The sequence below is a fragment of the Rhizohabitans arisaemae genome, from assembly GCF_025996515.1.
GTDB lineage: Bacteria > Actinomycetota > Actinomycetes > Streptosporangiales > Streptosporangiaceae > Rhizohabitans > Rhizohabitans arisaemae.
Window position 1 is genome coordinate 113,276 of sequence record NZ_BLRH01000024.1, and the last position, 15,201, is coordinate 128,476.

A 15,201-nucleotide genomic window follows, 5' to 3' on the forward strand; every position below is an offset into this window, starting at 1 on the left:
GCACCCCCCAAAGGCCGTACAGCGCAACGATCAATGGGAAGCGGAATGCCAGGTGGCGGTCAGTCGGGTGCACGGCCCGTACCCCGGCATCGGGTGTGCCGAACGGGCTGAGGATCCCCGGGATTTTGGCCGCCATGGCGTTGGCGCCGACGCCTGACCCCGAGTCGGAGACACCTCCGTTCCGATCTGGTCTCAGGGGACGGGGTTCGCACCGCGCGTGGCTACGGTATTTCGCCGCCTGCACCGACAAGGGTTGCGTTCGGCGTGGCCGGGCAACTAAAACACTCGGGCTCCCGCCCTATCGTCTGGCGATATGACCACCGGCCTTCACCGCCAAAGCAGCCAAAAGTGGCATAGGCCCCGACGGTGTCGCCGTCAACTCTCAGGGAGCACGGGAAGCGCGATTGGCCGTGTCGGAGGTTGTCGTAGTCGGCCAAGTGGCGGGGTTCGATGGGTCAGCGGCGGAGTGAGTTCTCGATGGCCTGCTCGATGAGCAGGGCTTTCTGTTTCGGGTCGCTTCCCTTGGCCACCGTTTTGATTCGGTGGGCGTCCTCGATGGTCGGGAGGAATCCCACCAGGAGGAAGGGCAGCAGCAGGCGTCGGGTGAGGAGTTCGTTCTCCGAGGTGAAGTGCGGCCGGCGCACGACCGAGACGTTGACGCGGATCGCGTGTTCGTTGCCTGCGGGGACGCCGGGCCGGTCGGTCTCGATCGCCGCGTAGCGGAAGCCGTGGGCCAGGTCGCAGGCGGCGCAACCGGCGGGGCCTCGGCTGAGCCGGTCACCGCAGTCGGGGCAGGCCAGCCGGTCCAGGGCCGCGTCCACCACGCGCCAGTCGTGCCGGTCGGGTTCGTCCACCACCAGCTCGGCGATGCCCGCCTCCGATTCTGCACCGATGCTCATGCGGTGCAGGAAGGACCGCCACTCCTCCTCCACGATGCCGTCCACCAGATCCCGGCATACGGCACAGGCGGGTGCCCCGCCGTAGGCGTACCCGCCGCACGTCGTACACCGGCGCAGGGGCGCGCCCACCGCAGGTCTCATCACAACACTTTCCCGTTCCGCTTTGCCGGTTGACCTGGTGAGTCTCTCGCATTTCCGGCCCATACAGGAAACGGCACAGGAACGGGTTCACGGCCTTCCCGGCGCGAGTGGCAGACGGGTGGGGCCGGAGTTCGCGCTTCGCGTCGGTCGTGTTCTGCGATACGGGTGAGATCGCCGTTCAACGCTTCTCGCGCAGCAGGTGGGTGCGGAGGGTTTCGCGATCGGGCTTGCCCGCGGGGGTGAGGGGGAGTTCGGCGAGGAGAAGCAGGTGTTCGGGGTGTTTGCCGCGATCGACGCCGTGCCGGGTGAGGTGGGCGGTGAGGTCGGCGAGGTCGGGGGTGCGGCCCGGGCGGGGGACGACACAGGCGGCGAGACGTTCGCCCATGAGGGGGTCCGGCACTCCGACGCAGACCACGTCCCTGACCTTCGGATGGACGGCGAGCACGGTTTCGACTTCGGCTGGGCTGATGTTGGCGCCGCCGCGGATCACGACCTGCTTGAGGCGGCCGACCAGGCGCAGGCGGCCGTCGTCGCCGAGGAGGCCCAGGTCGCCGGTGCGGACCCAGCCGTCCGCGGTGCGGTACCGGGTGTTCAGCTCCGGGGCGCCGACGTAGCACATGGGGGTCATCGGGCCGCGGGCCACGATTTCGCCGACGCCGTCGGCGACGACCTCGTCCGGGACGGGGTCGATGCGGATCTCCGCGACACGCGGGTCGGGGAAACCCACGATCACTCCAGGGCCGGAGGAATCGGGCGCGGTCTCCACCAGGCCGGTGTGGCAGTTCACCCCGTCCGCGGAGCCGTACAGGTTGACGACGGGGCAGCCGAACGCCTCCCTCGCCTCCCGCGCGGTCGCCTCGTCCAGTTGGGAGCCGCCGAGTACCAGGGCGGTCATCGGCGGCAGGGCCTCGGAAAGCCGGTCGAGCATTATCCGGATCATGGTCGGTACGGCGAGCACGTGGGTGGGGCGGTGGTCGCGGATCGCGGTGAGCGCCGCGGTGGGGGAGAAATGGTCGAGCAGGATGAGGCAGCCGCCGTGCCGGGCGAGGGTGACGGCGGTACCGTTGCTGCCGAACGCGCTGGCCAGCGGGACGAGGAAGAGGCAGCGCGGCGGGGCGCCGTCGTCGAGCAGGGTGGCCACGAAGTTGCCGCGTCCGCCCGCCAGCGCGTTGTGCGAGTACGCGACCATTTTGGGCTCGGCTTCCGAGCCGGAGGAGACCAGGATCCTGGCGGCGCCGTCGGGGTCGGGCCGGTCCGGGACGAAGGTACGGCCGTCGGCGCCGACGATCTCGGCCCACGGCGTCGCCTCCGGGGGTGTTTCACCGGGGCCGACGGCGACCACGGCGCGGAGCCAGGGAAGTTCGGGCGCGGCCTCGACCAGTTCCCGCGCGTGCGCCGTACCCCGGTGCTCGACGGCGGCGATCACCGCGCGGGCACCCGAGCGGCGAAGCAGGGAGAGGGCTTCGGTGCGGCCACGGCCCGCCGGGAACGGCAGTGCGACCGCTCCGAGCGCCGCCAGCGCCAGGTCCACCAGGACCGCGGCCCGGCCGTTCGGCAGCTGAACGGCGACCACGTCCCCCTCGCACACCCCGATTCCGCGGAGTCCGACGGCGGTGGAACGTACCAGTCGGTCAAGTTCGGCGTAGGTGAGCACGCCGAGACCGTCGATCACCGCAACCCGGTCGGGGGTGGTGCATCGATGGGCACGGAACAGGGCATACAGATCCAGATCAGGACAGGTGCCGTCGGCGGCCCACTCGCGCCGTAGCGCGGTGGGAACGAGGTCGTCCAGTCGAGAGATCATCTGAACCTCCAGGGAACAGGCGTCAGGAGCGCCTTGATCGGAGTCGGTCGGCTTGTGGCCGGTGCGATGCGGATCGCCGCTGAGGGTGGGATGAACCTCCTACGGCGTGGGGTGATCCGGTCCTTCGGAGAGGTCGACCTCCCGTCCCGATGCGGTCGGATCGGGTACGGCCGGTCGAGCCGGCAGACGCGGGTGATCGGCTTCCGCAAGTCGCCCGGCCGGGTCGGCGGGCGGACTCGGTCCACTCGATGTACGGCGGTCGCCGGTCAGGCGGGCTTCCTCGGGGTGAAGACGCCCTGCAGCGGTTCGGATACGGCCTGCCGGGTGGCGGGTCAGGCGAGTCCCCACGGGGTGTGCGGTGTGAGGATGCGGTGCTGGTCTCGGGCAGGGTTTCCCGCCTTGTGGGGACTGTCGGGTGGCTTCTCGGGTGTGGCGCCGAATGGGTGGGATCGTCGTGGTCGGGATACGGCCTGCCGGGTGGCGGGTCACGTGAACTCCCACGGGGTGGGGACCGTGAGGGCGCCGTGCTGGTCTCGGATGAGGCTTCCCGACATGCGGGGGTCGCCGGGCAGCTTCCCGAGCGCGGTGACCACCGCCGTGGCGTGCAGGCCGGACCCCCTCAGCTTTCCCACGGCCTGATCCGTGGTCAGGGACCGCAGGTCCTCCGGTGTTCCGGCGCCGCCCGCGGTGAACGCTTCCGCGCTGTCGTCCGCGAGGGCGACCCAGCCGTCGGCCGTACGGAACGGTCGTCGGAATCCCGCGGGCATCCTGGGGTCCTGCCCGTCCGCGATACGGCGCAGGGCGCGTTCGCTCAGCAGCTCGGCGGCTCCCTGCAGGGAGGAGTCCACCCGGACGCACCCCGCTTCGCCGGTCTCCCGCAGGAGCAGCGCGGCGAGGATCGCTTCGGCGCCGAGCAGGCCGCCGACCACGTCGAGCACGGTCATCAGCGACGGAGCGGGTGTCTCGTCCGCGGGCCGGAGGGCCTCGCCCAGACCGGTCCGGGCCTGCACCATGAAATCGGTGCCGACGGGCGTGTCGTCCAGCCGCCCGGCCCAGCCACCGGTGTACGCGTAGATCAGGCGGGGGTTGACCGCGGTCAGGTCGCCGTGGTCCAGGCCGAGCCGTTCCGCGGTCCCGGGCGCCCAGTTGTGCAGGAAAACGGCTGATTCGCGGGCCAGTGAGCGGAGATCGTCGCGGCCCGAGGCCGACTTGATGTCGATCTCGACCGCGCCTTTGCCCCGGTTGAGGGCGAGCCATCGGGCCGACAGGCCGCCGCAGGCCGGGGGCATTCCCCGGAGCGGATCCCCGCCGGGTGGCTCGATCCTGATCACGTCGGCGCCGAGCAGGCCGAGTACGTGCGCCGCGAGCGGGGCCTGAATCCGGCGGCCGGCCTCCAGGACGGTGAACCCGGCGAGCGGCCGCTCCTCGCCGAGTCCCCTGATCCGGACCCGGCCCCGCGGGCCTTCGTCGATCGCCGGGTACGGGCTGAGCCGCCATGGCCTGTCCTCGCGCGGCTCGACCGCCCGCTCGTCGAGCGTGCGCAACCGGCAGACCGAGGCGCGGGATTCCGCCGCGGCACGCCGTACCGCACTCCAGTCCACCGCACGGGTGGTCGCGTGGAGCTCCGGAGGCAGGGGGGAGCTCGCGGTCGCGTACCGGAACTGGAAGGCTCGCCACGCCGACCCGGCGAGCCGTTCGGAAGTCCCGATGTTTCGCCAGAAAGAGATCCAGACTTCAGGGTCGAGTGCCTCGACCTCGAAGAGGACGCCGTCGGCGGTGGTGAAAGGCGGCCCGCCGGGCGCGAACGAGACCGCCTCCTCCTCGTCGGCGCAGGCCGCGGCGAGATACTGGGCGACGGAGAACACGGCGGATCGGTCGACGGCGGTCCGTACCGTGCGTGCGGCCGGACCGCCCCTGGCCCGGCCGATCAGCGCCGCGAGCAGGCCCTGAACGGTGAGTACCGAGCAGATCGCGCTCGCGAAGTCGACGGCCAGGCCGCGCGGCTCCCCGTCCCGCCTGCCGTGCAGGTGGGCGATCCCGGTGGCGGCCTGCGCGGTCGCCTCGTCGACGACCTCCTCGTCGGGGTGGATACCGGCCCAGGCGACCTCGGCGACCAGCGGTTCCTCATCCCGGGAGGGGAGCGGGACGCCGAGCAGGCCGAGGTGGTGAACGACCGGCCGGGTCACCGTGATCGGCCCTTTGACCCGCAGGGAGGTCTCCTTGAGCGGACATACCGGACGGGCGCCGACAAGATCCGACATCGTTCCCCTCTCCCCGTGAACCGGGTGACTCTCCAAGGCCGTCTACACAGCAGTCGGCTGGAGCGTTCATCCGGTTCCCGGGGCTCGCGGAGTTTGATCGCCTGCTCGATCCGGCTTCGGCTGACGGCCCCGGGCTCGCGGCATACCGTCGATCCGGGGTTCACCCGGTCGCTCATCCGGCCGGACTCGGATCCAGACCGGCTGGGCGGTGAGGTGGCGTGCCGATACCGGATCGGATCAGGTGCCCGGAGTGCGAAGGCGCACAGGTGATAAAGATCAGCGGAACTCGGGTCGGATGCGGATTCTGTGGCGGTTCCGGCTGGACGAGCGGCGACACCTGGCCGGCCTCGCCGACGACCCAAGGCCCCGGGGAGCCCGATGACGAGAACCCCGGGGTGGGTCCGCGGAGCCGATTTCAGCCGGCCGGTACCTGGTCGAGTCTGATCTGGAGGCCGTCGAGGATCCGGTCGAGCCCGTAGGTGAAGCTCGTCTCGCTGTTGTGATCCGGGTCCTGGTCCCGGTAGGCGGCGTACAGCTCGCGGAGCCGGGGGTACGCCTGGGCCGCCTGCTCGGCGGCCGGCAGCAACGCCGCCAGCCACTCCCGGGCGCTCCGGCCGTCACGGGCGATCCTGGCGCGCACCGCGGCCTCGCCGCCGGTGATCCCCTCGCCTCCGCGGTCGTCGCCTTCGCCCTCATCCGGGACCGTAAGCCCGTGACCGCCGCCGCCCGGGAAGAGGAGCTCACCGCCGGGGCCGTGGGCCGTTGACCGTCTGGAATCCGCGAACCCCGATCTCACCGGACGACTCCGTGGGGCCGGGGTTCCGGCGTACTCCGCCGGCTCTCGACGCTTGGCCGATCTCAGCTTGATTGCACTGCAAGCGGATCTCCGGAAACAGGTTGATCACCTCAGTATTGTTCGACATTGTTCGATAAATCGTGACAAGCGACTACGGGTCCGACCACGGGAAGAAGCAACCATGCCGACCACACTGCGGGCCATGGTCGTCGCGACCGCGACGGCGTGCACCTTGTTCGTCTCCACCGGCTGCGGGATCACCGGCGGAGACATCGCGAACGCGCTGCTGCCGGTCGAGGAACCGACCATCGACCCGGCGGCGCCGTTCGCCGGGTCGCCGTCGGAGAAGTTCGGTAACGGCGCGGACGCCATCGTGATCCCGAAGGCGAAGGCCGTGGGGCGATACACCGCCAAGGACGTCGCCTACGCCTATACGTTGACCAAGAAGATCCTCACCGCCGCCTACCTTGACCGGGTCACGCTGCTTGACGGCAAGCCCGACACCTTCAAGAAGCTCCTCGATCCGAACCAGCGCAAGAACTTCCTGCGCGACCTGGATTCGAAGGACCCGGAGAAGAACACCCGAGGCTGGGTCGCCAGTTTCAGCCCCGGCACGGCGGAGCTCGTCGGCGACGTCATCAAGGTCCAGGGGAAGTTGTCGGCGGCCCCGGGCAAGGACGAGAACGGTGAGCCGGAGCTCCACGTCAAGTTCGACTACCGGTTCGTCTACGCGGTCCGCAAGCCGGGCACCGACAAGATCACCCGAGTCATGTACTACGACCGGGCGAAGGTCAGCTTCTGGCGCAACGCCCCGCGGGAGCCGCTCAAGCACTGGATTGAGGGTTCCGATGAGAGCTGGAGCGCCGGAGTGGAGTGCACGGACGACGGGTTCCTCCACCCCAGCTACCCGGGCGAGGCATCCAAGGGCACGAAGCCCTCAGGGCCCGCCGAGGACCCCTACGCCGAGTCGACCGGCTCCGCCGACGACGACGGCTGCGGGACCGTCGACGACATCTGATGCCCGGCACGCCCGCCATTTCCGATCTTGGGAGCTACCTGTGTCGTCCGTCCCCGATTCCGTCGTCGAGCCCGAGGCGTGGAACCGCGAGCTTGCGAACGCCTTCGAGGTGCTGCTGGGCAGATCGCTCGGCGCGTACTCCACGACGGCGGAGTACGCGTTCTTCACCTGGAACGATGAGATGTCGTTTCTGATGCGCGATGACTTCTTCACCGGCGCGATCGACGTGAACGCGGTCGCGCGCGGCGAACCGATCGACGACGACCACCACGATGGGGTCTCGCCGTTCGACTGGGATCAATGGCCGGTCGATCACGGACGGTCGGTGTGGCTGTTCGACGAGGGTGCACTTGGCGGGGACGGGGGTCCGGGCCGGCCGATCCATCCGGCGCTGAGGGCCGTCTCGGTCGCGTACGGCTCCCGGCGGGTGGTGTCGGGGGCGGACCTCGCCCGGGTGCTCGCCGCGCACGGCGGCCGACTGGGCGAGGTCGACGGCCCTGAGGCGATCGGAATGGTGCGGTGGCTTCAGCGGATCCGTACCGATGGAACGCTGTTCGACGCGATGCGCGCCGCGACGTGGACCATGGGCGGCCCCGGCGACCTCGCCGCGTTCGACGACGAGGTCGAGGTGGAACCGGAGCTGGAGGAGGCTCTGCGCCGGATTTCCGACCCCCGGCTGCGCGACCACCTCCGGATGCTGTGCCTGACGGAGGAATGGGCTCGCTGCGACGGCGGGTACTACCTCGGCCCGCGTGAGTGCCCGAGCGACTTGCGGTGGATCGCCGAGCAGTCTGGTCACGACGTGGTGGCCGGATGGGAGTTCGGCGAGGGGCAGGCGTCCTCGGCGATCTTCGAGATCACGTAGGGGCCACCGGCCCCGGGTGACCGGCGGGCGGGGTCAGGCGATCCAGGGCGGGAGGATCCTGCCGGTGCCGTCGGGCCCCGCGGCGTGGGTTCCGGCGGGGGCGGTGACGATCGCGGTGAATCCGTCCGGGCCCGAGGTCACCTCGCGGACCACGCCGGCCGGCAGGATCACCGTGTCTCCGGGGTGGACGGTGAGCGCCTGCCCGGGCAGGTCGACCGTCGCGCCGCCCTTCAGGAAGGTCCACACCTGCTCGGCGTCGACGACGTGGCTCGGTCCGCATGCGTCGGGGCCCATGTCGACCCGCCAGAGCGCGGTCTGGGCGCCGCCTTGGGTGGGTGAGGCCAGCGTGGTCATCACGGCGGCGGGTGTCTCGGTTCGGCGTGTTTCGGCATGGCGGATGACAGGCATCGTCGCGATCTCCTAAGATGGACAACCAGGTTGTCTAAAATAGTGAACGAGGTTGTCGATTGTGTCAACTGGCTTCGAGCTCCCGCTGAGACTGCTGCTCGGGTTCCGGGTCCTCATCGACGAGCTCCACGAGGAACTGGCCCGGCAGGGGCACCCGGGGCTCCGCCCCATGCACGGGTTCGTCTTCCAGGCGATCGGCCCGGACGGCACCACCGCGGTGGAGCTCGGCCGCAGGCTCGGCGTCTCCAAACAGGCCGCGGGCAAGACGATCGGCGCCTTGGAGCGGCTCGGCTACGTCGAGCGGGGGGAGGATCCGGACGACGCACGGCGTAAGGTCGTCCGCCTCACCGAGCGGGGGATCGACTGCCTGGTCCGTTCGGCGCACATCTTCGACGGGCTCAGAGACCGATGGGCGGCCGTTCTCGGCGAGGAACGATTGGCGGCGATGGAGGCGGACCTGCGGAAGGTCACCCCGGAGGAGCTGTTCCGGCCGGACTTCCCCCAGTGGTTCGGCGGCCACTGACCCTTTTCGGCGCCGGCTTTCCGGAGAAGGTTCCCCTGGTTTCAGGGGGTGTTCCCGATTAGGGTGATCCGTGTTTCCTCTCTTGGGATTCAATGTGTGAACCGGCGGGTTTCCGAGGCAGGGTTTCGGCTCTGCCGGCCTTGTGCCCGCCCGCCGGTTTGACCTTCTTCTGCTTCCCGCTCCGGATCGTCGTCACCCGCCGTTCACCTGCGCGCCGCATGTCACCGCTAGCGTTCGAGGGGTACGGGGGACAGCACGCGGCCGGACCACACGCTTGGGGGAGCCTGGTCCGGCCGCGTAAAGTCTTCTCGCCGGTGCCGGGCCGGTTTTCAGTCGGGGAGTACGGCGACGCCCTGGACTTCGAGGAGCATGCCCGGCTGGGGCAGGGAGTGCACGGTGATGACGGCGCTGCAGGGGCGGTTGTCCGTGGGGAAGTGATTCCGCCTGATGTCGTGGAGCAGGGGAACGTGGCGGCCGTCGGTGACGAAGACGGTCATGGTGACCATGTTCTCGATCGAACCGCCCGCAGCGCGGAGCGTCTCGTCGATCCGCTCGAAGATCCAGGTGGCCTGGGTGGTGAAGTCGGGGATGCTCTTGCCCTGTTCCACGGGGTAGGTCTGTCCGGCCAGGTAGACGGTGCTGCCACCGGTGACCTTGACGGCTTTGGAGTAGTGGCGGCCCTTCTCGACGGGCCCGGCGTAGTCGGTACGTCGCATGGTCACTCGCCGGCCTTCTGTCGTTCCTGCCACATCACGCCGCCGACTTCCTCGGTGCCGCCGAGCTGGCGCATCAACTTGAGATCGTCGCGGACGGCCCAGTGTTCGAGGATCTTGCCGTCCCGGATGCGCAGCATGTGTGCCACCGGGAAGGAGACCTGTTTGCCGGTTGGCGGGATACCGAACATCTCCGCCTGATGGGTGGCGACGAATCGTCCGAAGAACGCGACCAGCTCGCCTTCGGCGACGATGTGCTCGATCTCGATGGTGTGGTCCGGCCAGATCCGCCGGAACAGCCTGCCCAAGTTGCGCACGTTGTCCAGACCTTGCGGGGCCCCGGGTGGGGACGCGTGGTTGTAGTAGTCCTCGGAGTAGTAGAGCGAGGGATCCTGCCCGTCGGTAAGCCCTTTGCCCGCCGCCCAGAAGTCCCGCGCGATCGCCTTGTTGGCTTCCTGAGTGCTGTCCATGGAGTTGAGCCTAGGATTTACGTTACACTACTGTCAACATTACAGGTGTGTAATTTAATGGGGCTTCGGTGACCGCAATGTTTCGCTCGCTGGAGCATCGGCGCTTCCGGGTTTTCGCAGGTGGATTCGCGACCGCCACAACGGCCACCTGGATGCACCGCGTCGCGCAGGACTGGCTGATCCTCCAGCTCACCGGGAGCGGCGTCGCACTCGGCGTGATCACGGCACTCCAGTTCACCCCGATGCTCCTGCTCAGCCCCTGGGGCGGCGTGATCGCCGACCGGTATCCCCGCAGAGCCCTGCTCATCGGTACCCAGACCGCCATGGGCGTCCTCGCGACGGCGCTCGGCCTGGTCGTGATCGCCGGTGTGGCCGAGCCCTGGCACGTCTATCTGATCGCCCTGCTGTTCGGCGGGGCGACCGCCGTCGACCAGCCCGCCCGGCAGGCCTACGTCGGCGACATCGTCCCCCCGGAACTGCTCCAGAACGCGGTCGGTCTCACCGGGGCGCTGTTCAACCTCGGCCGGGTGATCGGCCCGGCGGTGTCCGGCCTCGGCATCGCCGCGGCGGGGAGCACCGCACCGGTCCTGCTGGCCACGGCGCTGCTCTACGCGATGGTCGCGATCCTGTGGCGGGTCGCGGGCGACGACGGACTGGAGAAGCGGGTGAAGCCCACTTCCAAGGCCCGTCTCCCAGATGGATTCCTTTACATCCGCAGAAATCCAGATCTGTTGCTGGTGGTGATTCTGGTTGGTTTCGTCGCCACCTTCGGGCTCAACTTCCAGCTCACCACGGCGCTGATGGCGACAGGTACCTTCCGCCTCGGAGCCGACGCCTACGGCCTGCTGTCCAGTGTCCTCGCCTGCGGGGCTCTCACCGGGGCGCTGCTCGCCGCGCGGCGCGGCGCCCCGGGACCCCGGCGGGTCGTGTTCGCCGGGGTCGTCTTCGGCCTGCTGGAACTCGCCGCCGGACTCATGCCGGACTACCCCACCTTCATGATTTCGTTGTTTCCCGTCGGTGTGGCCATGCTGACGTTCGCGACCACCGCGAGCACGACGGTGCAACTCACCTCCGACCCGGCGATGCGCGGCCGGGTGATGGGGATCTACCTGCTCGTCGTCTTCGGTGCCAATCCCCTCGGCGGCCCGGTGATCGGCTGGATGGCCGAAGCCTTCGGTGCCCGCTGGACGCTCATCGGGGGCGGCGCGGTCTCGGCGCTCGCCGCGCTCGTGGCCGGCCTGGTACTCCGTTGCCGCTCCCGGGCGGCCGGGGCCGTCACCGAGCCGCTGCCCCAGGGCACGGACACGGCCTCCGGTGATCGCTGACCGCTTCCGCATCAGGCGCCGATCAGGCGGAGGTACGGCTTGCGCCGAGCCGTCTGGCGAGCCGGCGCCAGCCGTACCCGATCGCGAACATCAGGACGGTGTAGACGACCGCCATGGCGGCGCCGAGGTTCGGCGCGTAGAGCTGCGGGGCGCTCTCGTCGATCCGGGTGAACAGCAGGACCGGAAGCGGCCTGGTCTCCGGGGTGGACAGGAAGACCGCGATGGTGAACTCCTGCGCCCCGAGCAGGAAGAGCTGCAGCCAGGCCGCGCCGAGGATCGGCATCAGCAGGGGGAGCATGATCCGCCGGAAGACGGTGAGCCGGCCGGCACCGCTGACCGCGGCGGCTTCCTCCAGGGCCGGGCTGATCTGGAGCACGCCGCTGTAGGCGATGCGGTGTGCGACGGCCATCCGGTACGCGTACGCCAGAACCAGCACCCAGATCGTCCCGTAGATCGGGATGACACGATTGATCACCAGATAGAAGAGGAAGGCGGCGAACCCGGCCATGGTCGCCGGGATCGCGATCGACGAGCTGGCCACGATGTTGAGGATCGCCGGGCCGCGCCGCCCCGACCCGCGGGCCGCCGTCCAGCCCGAGACCGCCGCCAGGATCGTGGCCAGGGTCGCGCTGAGCGCGGCGATGAGAAGGGTACGGCCGAGGGCGGCCCAGAACTCATCCGACCCGAGCGCCTGCACCAGCGGGCCGAAGGTGGCGTGCTCAAGGAGGTTGCCCCAGGTGATCGGCAGAACGTACGGAGTGATCGCCGACCAGACCAGGGAGATCATCGGCAGGAACGTCGACACACCGAGGTAGCAGACGAGAAAGGCGATCGCCGGGATCCGCCAGGTACCGAGCGGCAGCGGCGCCGCGCGGAACCCCTTCCCGGTGATGGTGGCCAGCCGGTCGGCCCGGCGGGTGAGCCGCATGTAGAGCAGGAACAGCGCGGCGACCACCACCAGGAAGACCACCCCGAAGGCCGCGCCGGCGCCGTACCGGGGAAGTTCACCGGTACGGGACTCGGTGAAACGCCAGAGCCGCATGGCGAAGATGTCGTCGCCCTCCCGCTGGCCGAACAGCAGCGGAATCTCGAACTGCCCCAGAGTGATGATCATGCCGAGCATCAGCACGCCCAGGGTGGCCGGCCAGACGAGCGGCAGGGTGATCCGGCGGATGGTCTGAATCGTGGAGGCGCCGGCCATCCGTCCGGCCTCTTCCAGGCTGCCGTCCATCGCCGACAGAATCGGGACGAGCAGGATGAACAGGAAGGTCACCCCTTGAAGCCCCTGGAGAACCGTGAAGGCGGCGAAGTCAAACGGGTCGATCGGCCCGGAGTCCCCGCCGACGAACGGCAGGGCGCGCAGCATCTGGTTGAGCAGGCCGGTCTTGGGGGCGAGCATCAACGTCCACGACTGCGCGTGGACGATCGGAGGAATGATCAGGGGAATGAGCATCAGCGCGTAGACGAGGCCGCGGCCCGGGAGATCGGTCCGGACGACGAGCCAGGCGGCGGGCCAGGCGATCACGCAGGACACCGCGGTCGCGCCCAGCACGTAGACCGCGGTGGCCCGCAGGGTCGCGCCGAGGCCTCCGGTCAGCGACCACAGTTCGGTGTAGTTTCCGAGCCCCCACGCCGAGGTCGGGGTGCCGAAGGGGAGGAACGGCCCGCGCAGCGAGGTGAGGATCTGGGTGGCCAGCGGGATGAGGAGCAGGTAGGCAATGGCCATCACGGCGATCGTGGTGGTGACGGCCATGCCGCTCGGGCGTCGTCTCACTTCTTACGCAGGTCGTCTTCCGCCTGCTGACGCAGGTCGATGAGCCGGTCGCGGTTCTCCGTCGTCTCGAAGACCGCCTGACCGCTCTCCAACCCCCGGACGAGAACGTCGAGGGTGGTCTTGGTCGGGCCGGTCAGCTTGTTCAGCGACTCGGTGGGCAGTCCCGGGAACGGTACGGCGGAGCCGGTGAACCGGGGGTCGGAGGATCGGGTGGCGAGCCAGTCCGGGTCGTAGGCGTTCCACAGGGCGTACAGCATCGCGGCGGCCGGGTTCTTGGCCTCCCGGTTGGCGCCGGCGAACTGGAGCCACACCATCATGCCGTCGAAGGGCGCCATCTTGATCGCTGGATTGGGGTTGTAGAGCTGGGCGCCGATCATGGCCTTCTTGTCGCCGCCGTACACCAGGGGTCCCGGGTTCTCGGTGATCAGCAGTGTGCCCGTGCTCTTCAGTTCGGCGGTGAGCCCGGCCATCGTCTCCTGGCCGTGCTTCAGCCCGATGCCGCCGAGGGCGCCCAGACTGAACCCGCCGATGAGCAGGTTGCCGCGCCACGCGGGGTCGGTGAACTTCTTCAGGTCGACGGGCACTTCGGTGACGTTCTTGCTGTTGTAGTGGATGCTGTTGCCGTTGACGCTGTCGGGGAGCATCTCCGGCGCCTGCGGGTTGAGCCACTCCTTGGGCACCCCGTAGTCGCTCCAGTTGATTTTGCGCCAGAAGCCCTGTTCGTGCAGCGGCTTGGCGGTGACGAGGGTGCCGGAGACGTAGTCGCTGTTGCGCTGGCCGGTGGCGGCCGCCGTGATGATCGTGGGTGCGAGGTTGAACGAGAGGCCGCGGGTCCGCACTTTCAGGCCCGGGTACTTCTTGGCGAACTCTCCGGAGACGTTCTCGTCGACCTCGTTGAAGTCCCAGATGACGACCTCGCCGCCCTCGGTCGCCTTGGCCTCCTGGTAGAGGGCGTCCATCCGCTCGCGGATCAACGGCCAATATTCGGTGTAGAAGTTCTCACATCGAGTGATCGGTCCGATCTTCTTGGCCTGGCAGGCGGGGAGTTTGGCGATGGTCGTGGCCGGGGTGGTGGGGGCCGCCGACTGATTCGCATTCGAGCCTTCCCCACACGCGCTGAGCACCAGGATCGCGACCAGGGGGACAAGAAACGGAACTCGCATGGTGACGTCCCTTCGGGGAGAGGAGTCTGGCCGGGACGCTATATTTGCGATACATAACTGTCAAGATTACAGTGCTGTAACTTAATTATGTCTGACCTGGGAAATGGCCGCTGCGAACCATCGCATCGCCGTCAGCTGCGCGGAAGTGGTCTGTCCCAGCCAGTCGAAACACGTGCTGATCACGTCGACCGGATACGCCCTGAGGAGATCGCCGAGCCGGATCGCACACGACTCCGGATCGCCGGCCAGCACCCGCCCGCTCAGCAGAAGATCCTCTTTTGCCCCGGCGGCCCGGGCCGCCTCCAGCGCGGCCTCGCCGTCCTCGTCGACCCACACCCGCAGGTTCAGCTTGACCAGGCGGTCCGTCCGCTTCAGCCCGGCACGCGCCAAGCCCTCAACCCATGCGGTGAGGCCCTTCCCGAACGCCTCGGGGGATGAGCGCGCGGCGTCCACGATCAGGTTGTGGCCGTTGCTCCCGGCCCAGGTCAGTGAGCCGCGCGCCGCGCCCTTCACCCACAGGGGCGGGGTACGGGCGGGCGCGGGAACGCAGGTCGCCTCGGTCACCGGCCAGATCGGGCCGTCATGGCTGAAGCGTGTTCCGGCCCAGGCCAGCTGTACGATCCGGCTGGCCTCGTCGAACCGGTCGAAGATCTCCGCACGCTCCAGCCCGAGCGCGTCGAACTCCGCGGGCACCATGCCCATGCCCATGCCGAACTCCAGGCGCCCCGCGCACAGGGCGTCGAGGAGCGCGTAGTCCTCGGCCACCTGGAACGGATGCCGGAGCGGCAGGATCGCCACCTCGCTGCCGAGGCGGAGCGTGCCGGTCCTGGCCGCCATCGCCGCCAGCAGGACGGCGGGGTTGGGGACGGAGCCGGGGGTCAGATGGCGTTCGGGAACCCAGACGCACTCCCAGCCCAGGGATTCGGCGGCTTCGGCGATCGACAGGGCGTCTGCGGGGAAGGGCAGATCGGACAAATGGAGATGTAGACGCATGAGTCCTCCGCGGCAGGGTGAAGTGGCGGCAGACTAGATCAGCGTTAC

At 69.2% G+C, this 15,201-nt stretch carries 14 protein-coding genes; 4 read left to right on the top strand and 10 right to left on the bottom strand.

Translation table 11 applies throughout. The features are described from left to right. Positions 1 to 455: 455 nt before the first annotated feature. From RUR_RS10805 to RUR_RS10820, 4 genes are all read right to left on the bottom strand, one after another. Complete coding sequence (locus RUR_RS10805) at positions 456 to 1,040, bottom strand: hypothetical protein (protein ID WP_283134835.1); 585 nt, start codon at positions 1,038 to 1,040, stop codon at positions 456 to 458. Positions 1,041 to 1,218: 178 nt separating this feature from the next. After that, entirely contained in the window at positions 1,219 to 2,844 is a 1,626-nt protein-coding gene (locus RUR_RS10810) for a class I adenylate-forming enzyme family protein (protein ID WP_283134836.1), read from the bottom strand. Between the two features lie 485 nt (positions 2,845 to 3,329). Beyond that, positions 3,330 to 5,105, bottom strand: a complete 1,776-nt coding sequence (locus RUR_RS10815) for a CoA transferase (protein ID WP_283134837.1) — start codon at positions 5,103 to 5,105, stop codon at positions 3,330 to 3,332. Positions 5,106 to 5,520: 415 nt separating this feature from the next. After that, a complete protein-coding gene (locus RUR_RS10820; RefSeq protein ID WP_283134838.1) occupies positions 5,521 to 5,901 on the bottom strand; it encodes a hypothetical protein in 381 nt (126 codons plus the stop codon). Positions 5,902 to 6,082: 181 nt separating this feature from the next. On the opposite strand from RUR_RS10820, the gene RUR_RS10825 reads away from it, so the two are divergent. Both RUR_RS10825 and RUR_RS10830 read left to right on the top strand, forming a co-directional pair. Beyond that, positions 6,083 to 6,919 carry a hypothetical protein gene (locus RUR_RS10825; protein ID WP_283134839.1) on the top strand — a complete coding sequence of 279 codons (837 nt, stop codon included), beginning with the start codon at positions 6,083 to 6,085 and terminating at the stop codon, positions 6,917 to 6,919. A 40-nt stretch (positions 6,920 to 6,959) separates the two neighbouring features. Further along, the gene (locus RUR_RS10830) at positions 6,960 to 7,784 is read left to right on the top strand and encodes a hypothetical protein (RefSeq protein WP_283134840.1); all 825 of its coding nucleotides are present in this window, start codon (positions 6,960 to 6,962) and stop codon (positions 7,782 to 7,784) included. A 33-nt stretch (positions 7,785 to 7,817) separates the two neighbouring features. On the opposite strand, the gene RUR_RS10835 is transcribed toward RUR_RS10830, so the two are convergent. Further along, positions 7,818 to 8,192, bottom strand: a complete 375-nt coding sequence (locus RUR_RS10835) for a cupin domain-containing protein (protein WP_283134841.1) — start codon at positions 8,190 to 8,192, stop codon at positions 7,818 to 7,820. A 61-nt stretch (positions 8,193 to 8,253) separates the two neighbouring features. Here RUR_RS10835 and RUR_RS10840 point away from each other — a divergent pair, with 61 nt between their 5' ends. Next, positions 8,254 to 8,715 carry a MarR family winged helix-turn-helix transcriptional regulator gene (locus tag RUR_RS10840; RefSeq protein WP_283134842.1) on the top strand — a complete coding sequence of 154 codons (462 nt, stop codon included), beginning with the start codon at positions 8,254 to 8,256 and terminating at the stop codon, positions 8,713 to 8,715. Positions 8,716 to 9,044: 329 nt separating this feature from the next. Here the strand turns inward: RUR_RS10840 and RUR_RS10845 are convergent, their stop codons facing one another. Further along, the gene (locus RUR_RS10845) at positions 9,045 to 9,431 is read right to left on the bottom strand and encodes a RidA family protein (protein WP_283134965.1); all 387 of its coding nucleotides are present in this window, start codon (positions 9,429 to 9,431) and stop codon (positions 9,045 to 9,047) included. A 2-nt stretch (positions 9,432 to 9,433) separates the two neighbouring features. Next, complete coding sequence (locus RUR_RS10850; RefSeq protein WP_283134843.1) at positions 9,434 to 9,898, bottom strand: ester cyclase; 465 nt, start codon at positions 9,896 to 9,898, stop codon at positions 9,434 to 9,436. Positions 9,899 to 9,975: 77 nt separating this feature from the next. Here RUR_RS10850 and RUR_RS10855 point away from each other — a divergent pair, with 77 nt between their 5' ends. Further along, positions 9,976 to 11,223, top strand: coding sequence for an MFS transporter (locus RUR_RS10855; RefSeq protein WP_283134966.1), 1,248 nt, complete (start codon positions 9,976 to 9,978; stop codon positions 11,221 to 11,223). Positions 11,224 to 11,245: 22 nt separating this feature from the next. Here the strand turns inward: RUR_RS10855 and RUR_RS10860 are convergent, their stop codons facing one another. The 3 genes from RUR_RS10860 to RUR_RS10870 all read right to left on the bottom strand — a co-directional run bounded on the left by RUR_RS10860 (position 11,246) and on the right by RUR_RS10870 (position 15,153). Beyond that, positions 11,246 to 12,949, bottom strand: a complete 1,704-nt coding sequence (locus RUR_RS10860; protein WP_283134844.1) for an ABC transporter permease — start codon at positions 12,947 to 12,949, stop codon at positions 11,246 to 11,248. 44 nt (positions 12,950 to 12,993) lie between these two features. Next, on the bottom strand, positions 12,994 to 14,160 hold the full coding sequence (locus RUR_RS10865) for a hypothetical protein (protein ID WP_283134845.1): 1,167 nt from the start codon (positions 14,158 to 14,160) through the stop codon (positions 12,994 to 12,996). 81 nt (positions 14,161 to 14,241) lie between these two features. Beyond that, a complete protein-coding gene (locus RUR_RS10870) occupies positions 14,242 to 15,153 on the bottom strand; it encodes an LLM class flavin-dependent oxidoreductase (protein WP_283134846.1) in 912 nt (303 codons plus the stop codon). Positions 15,154 to 15,201 lie beyond the last annotated feature (48 nt).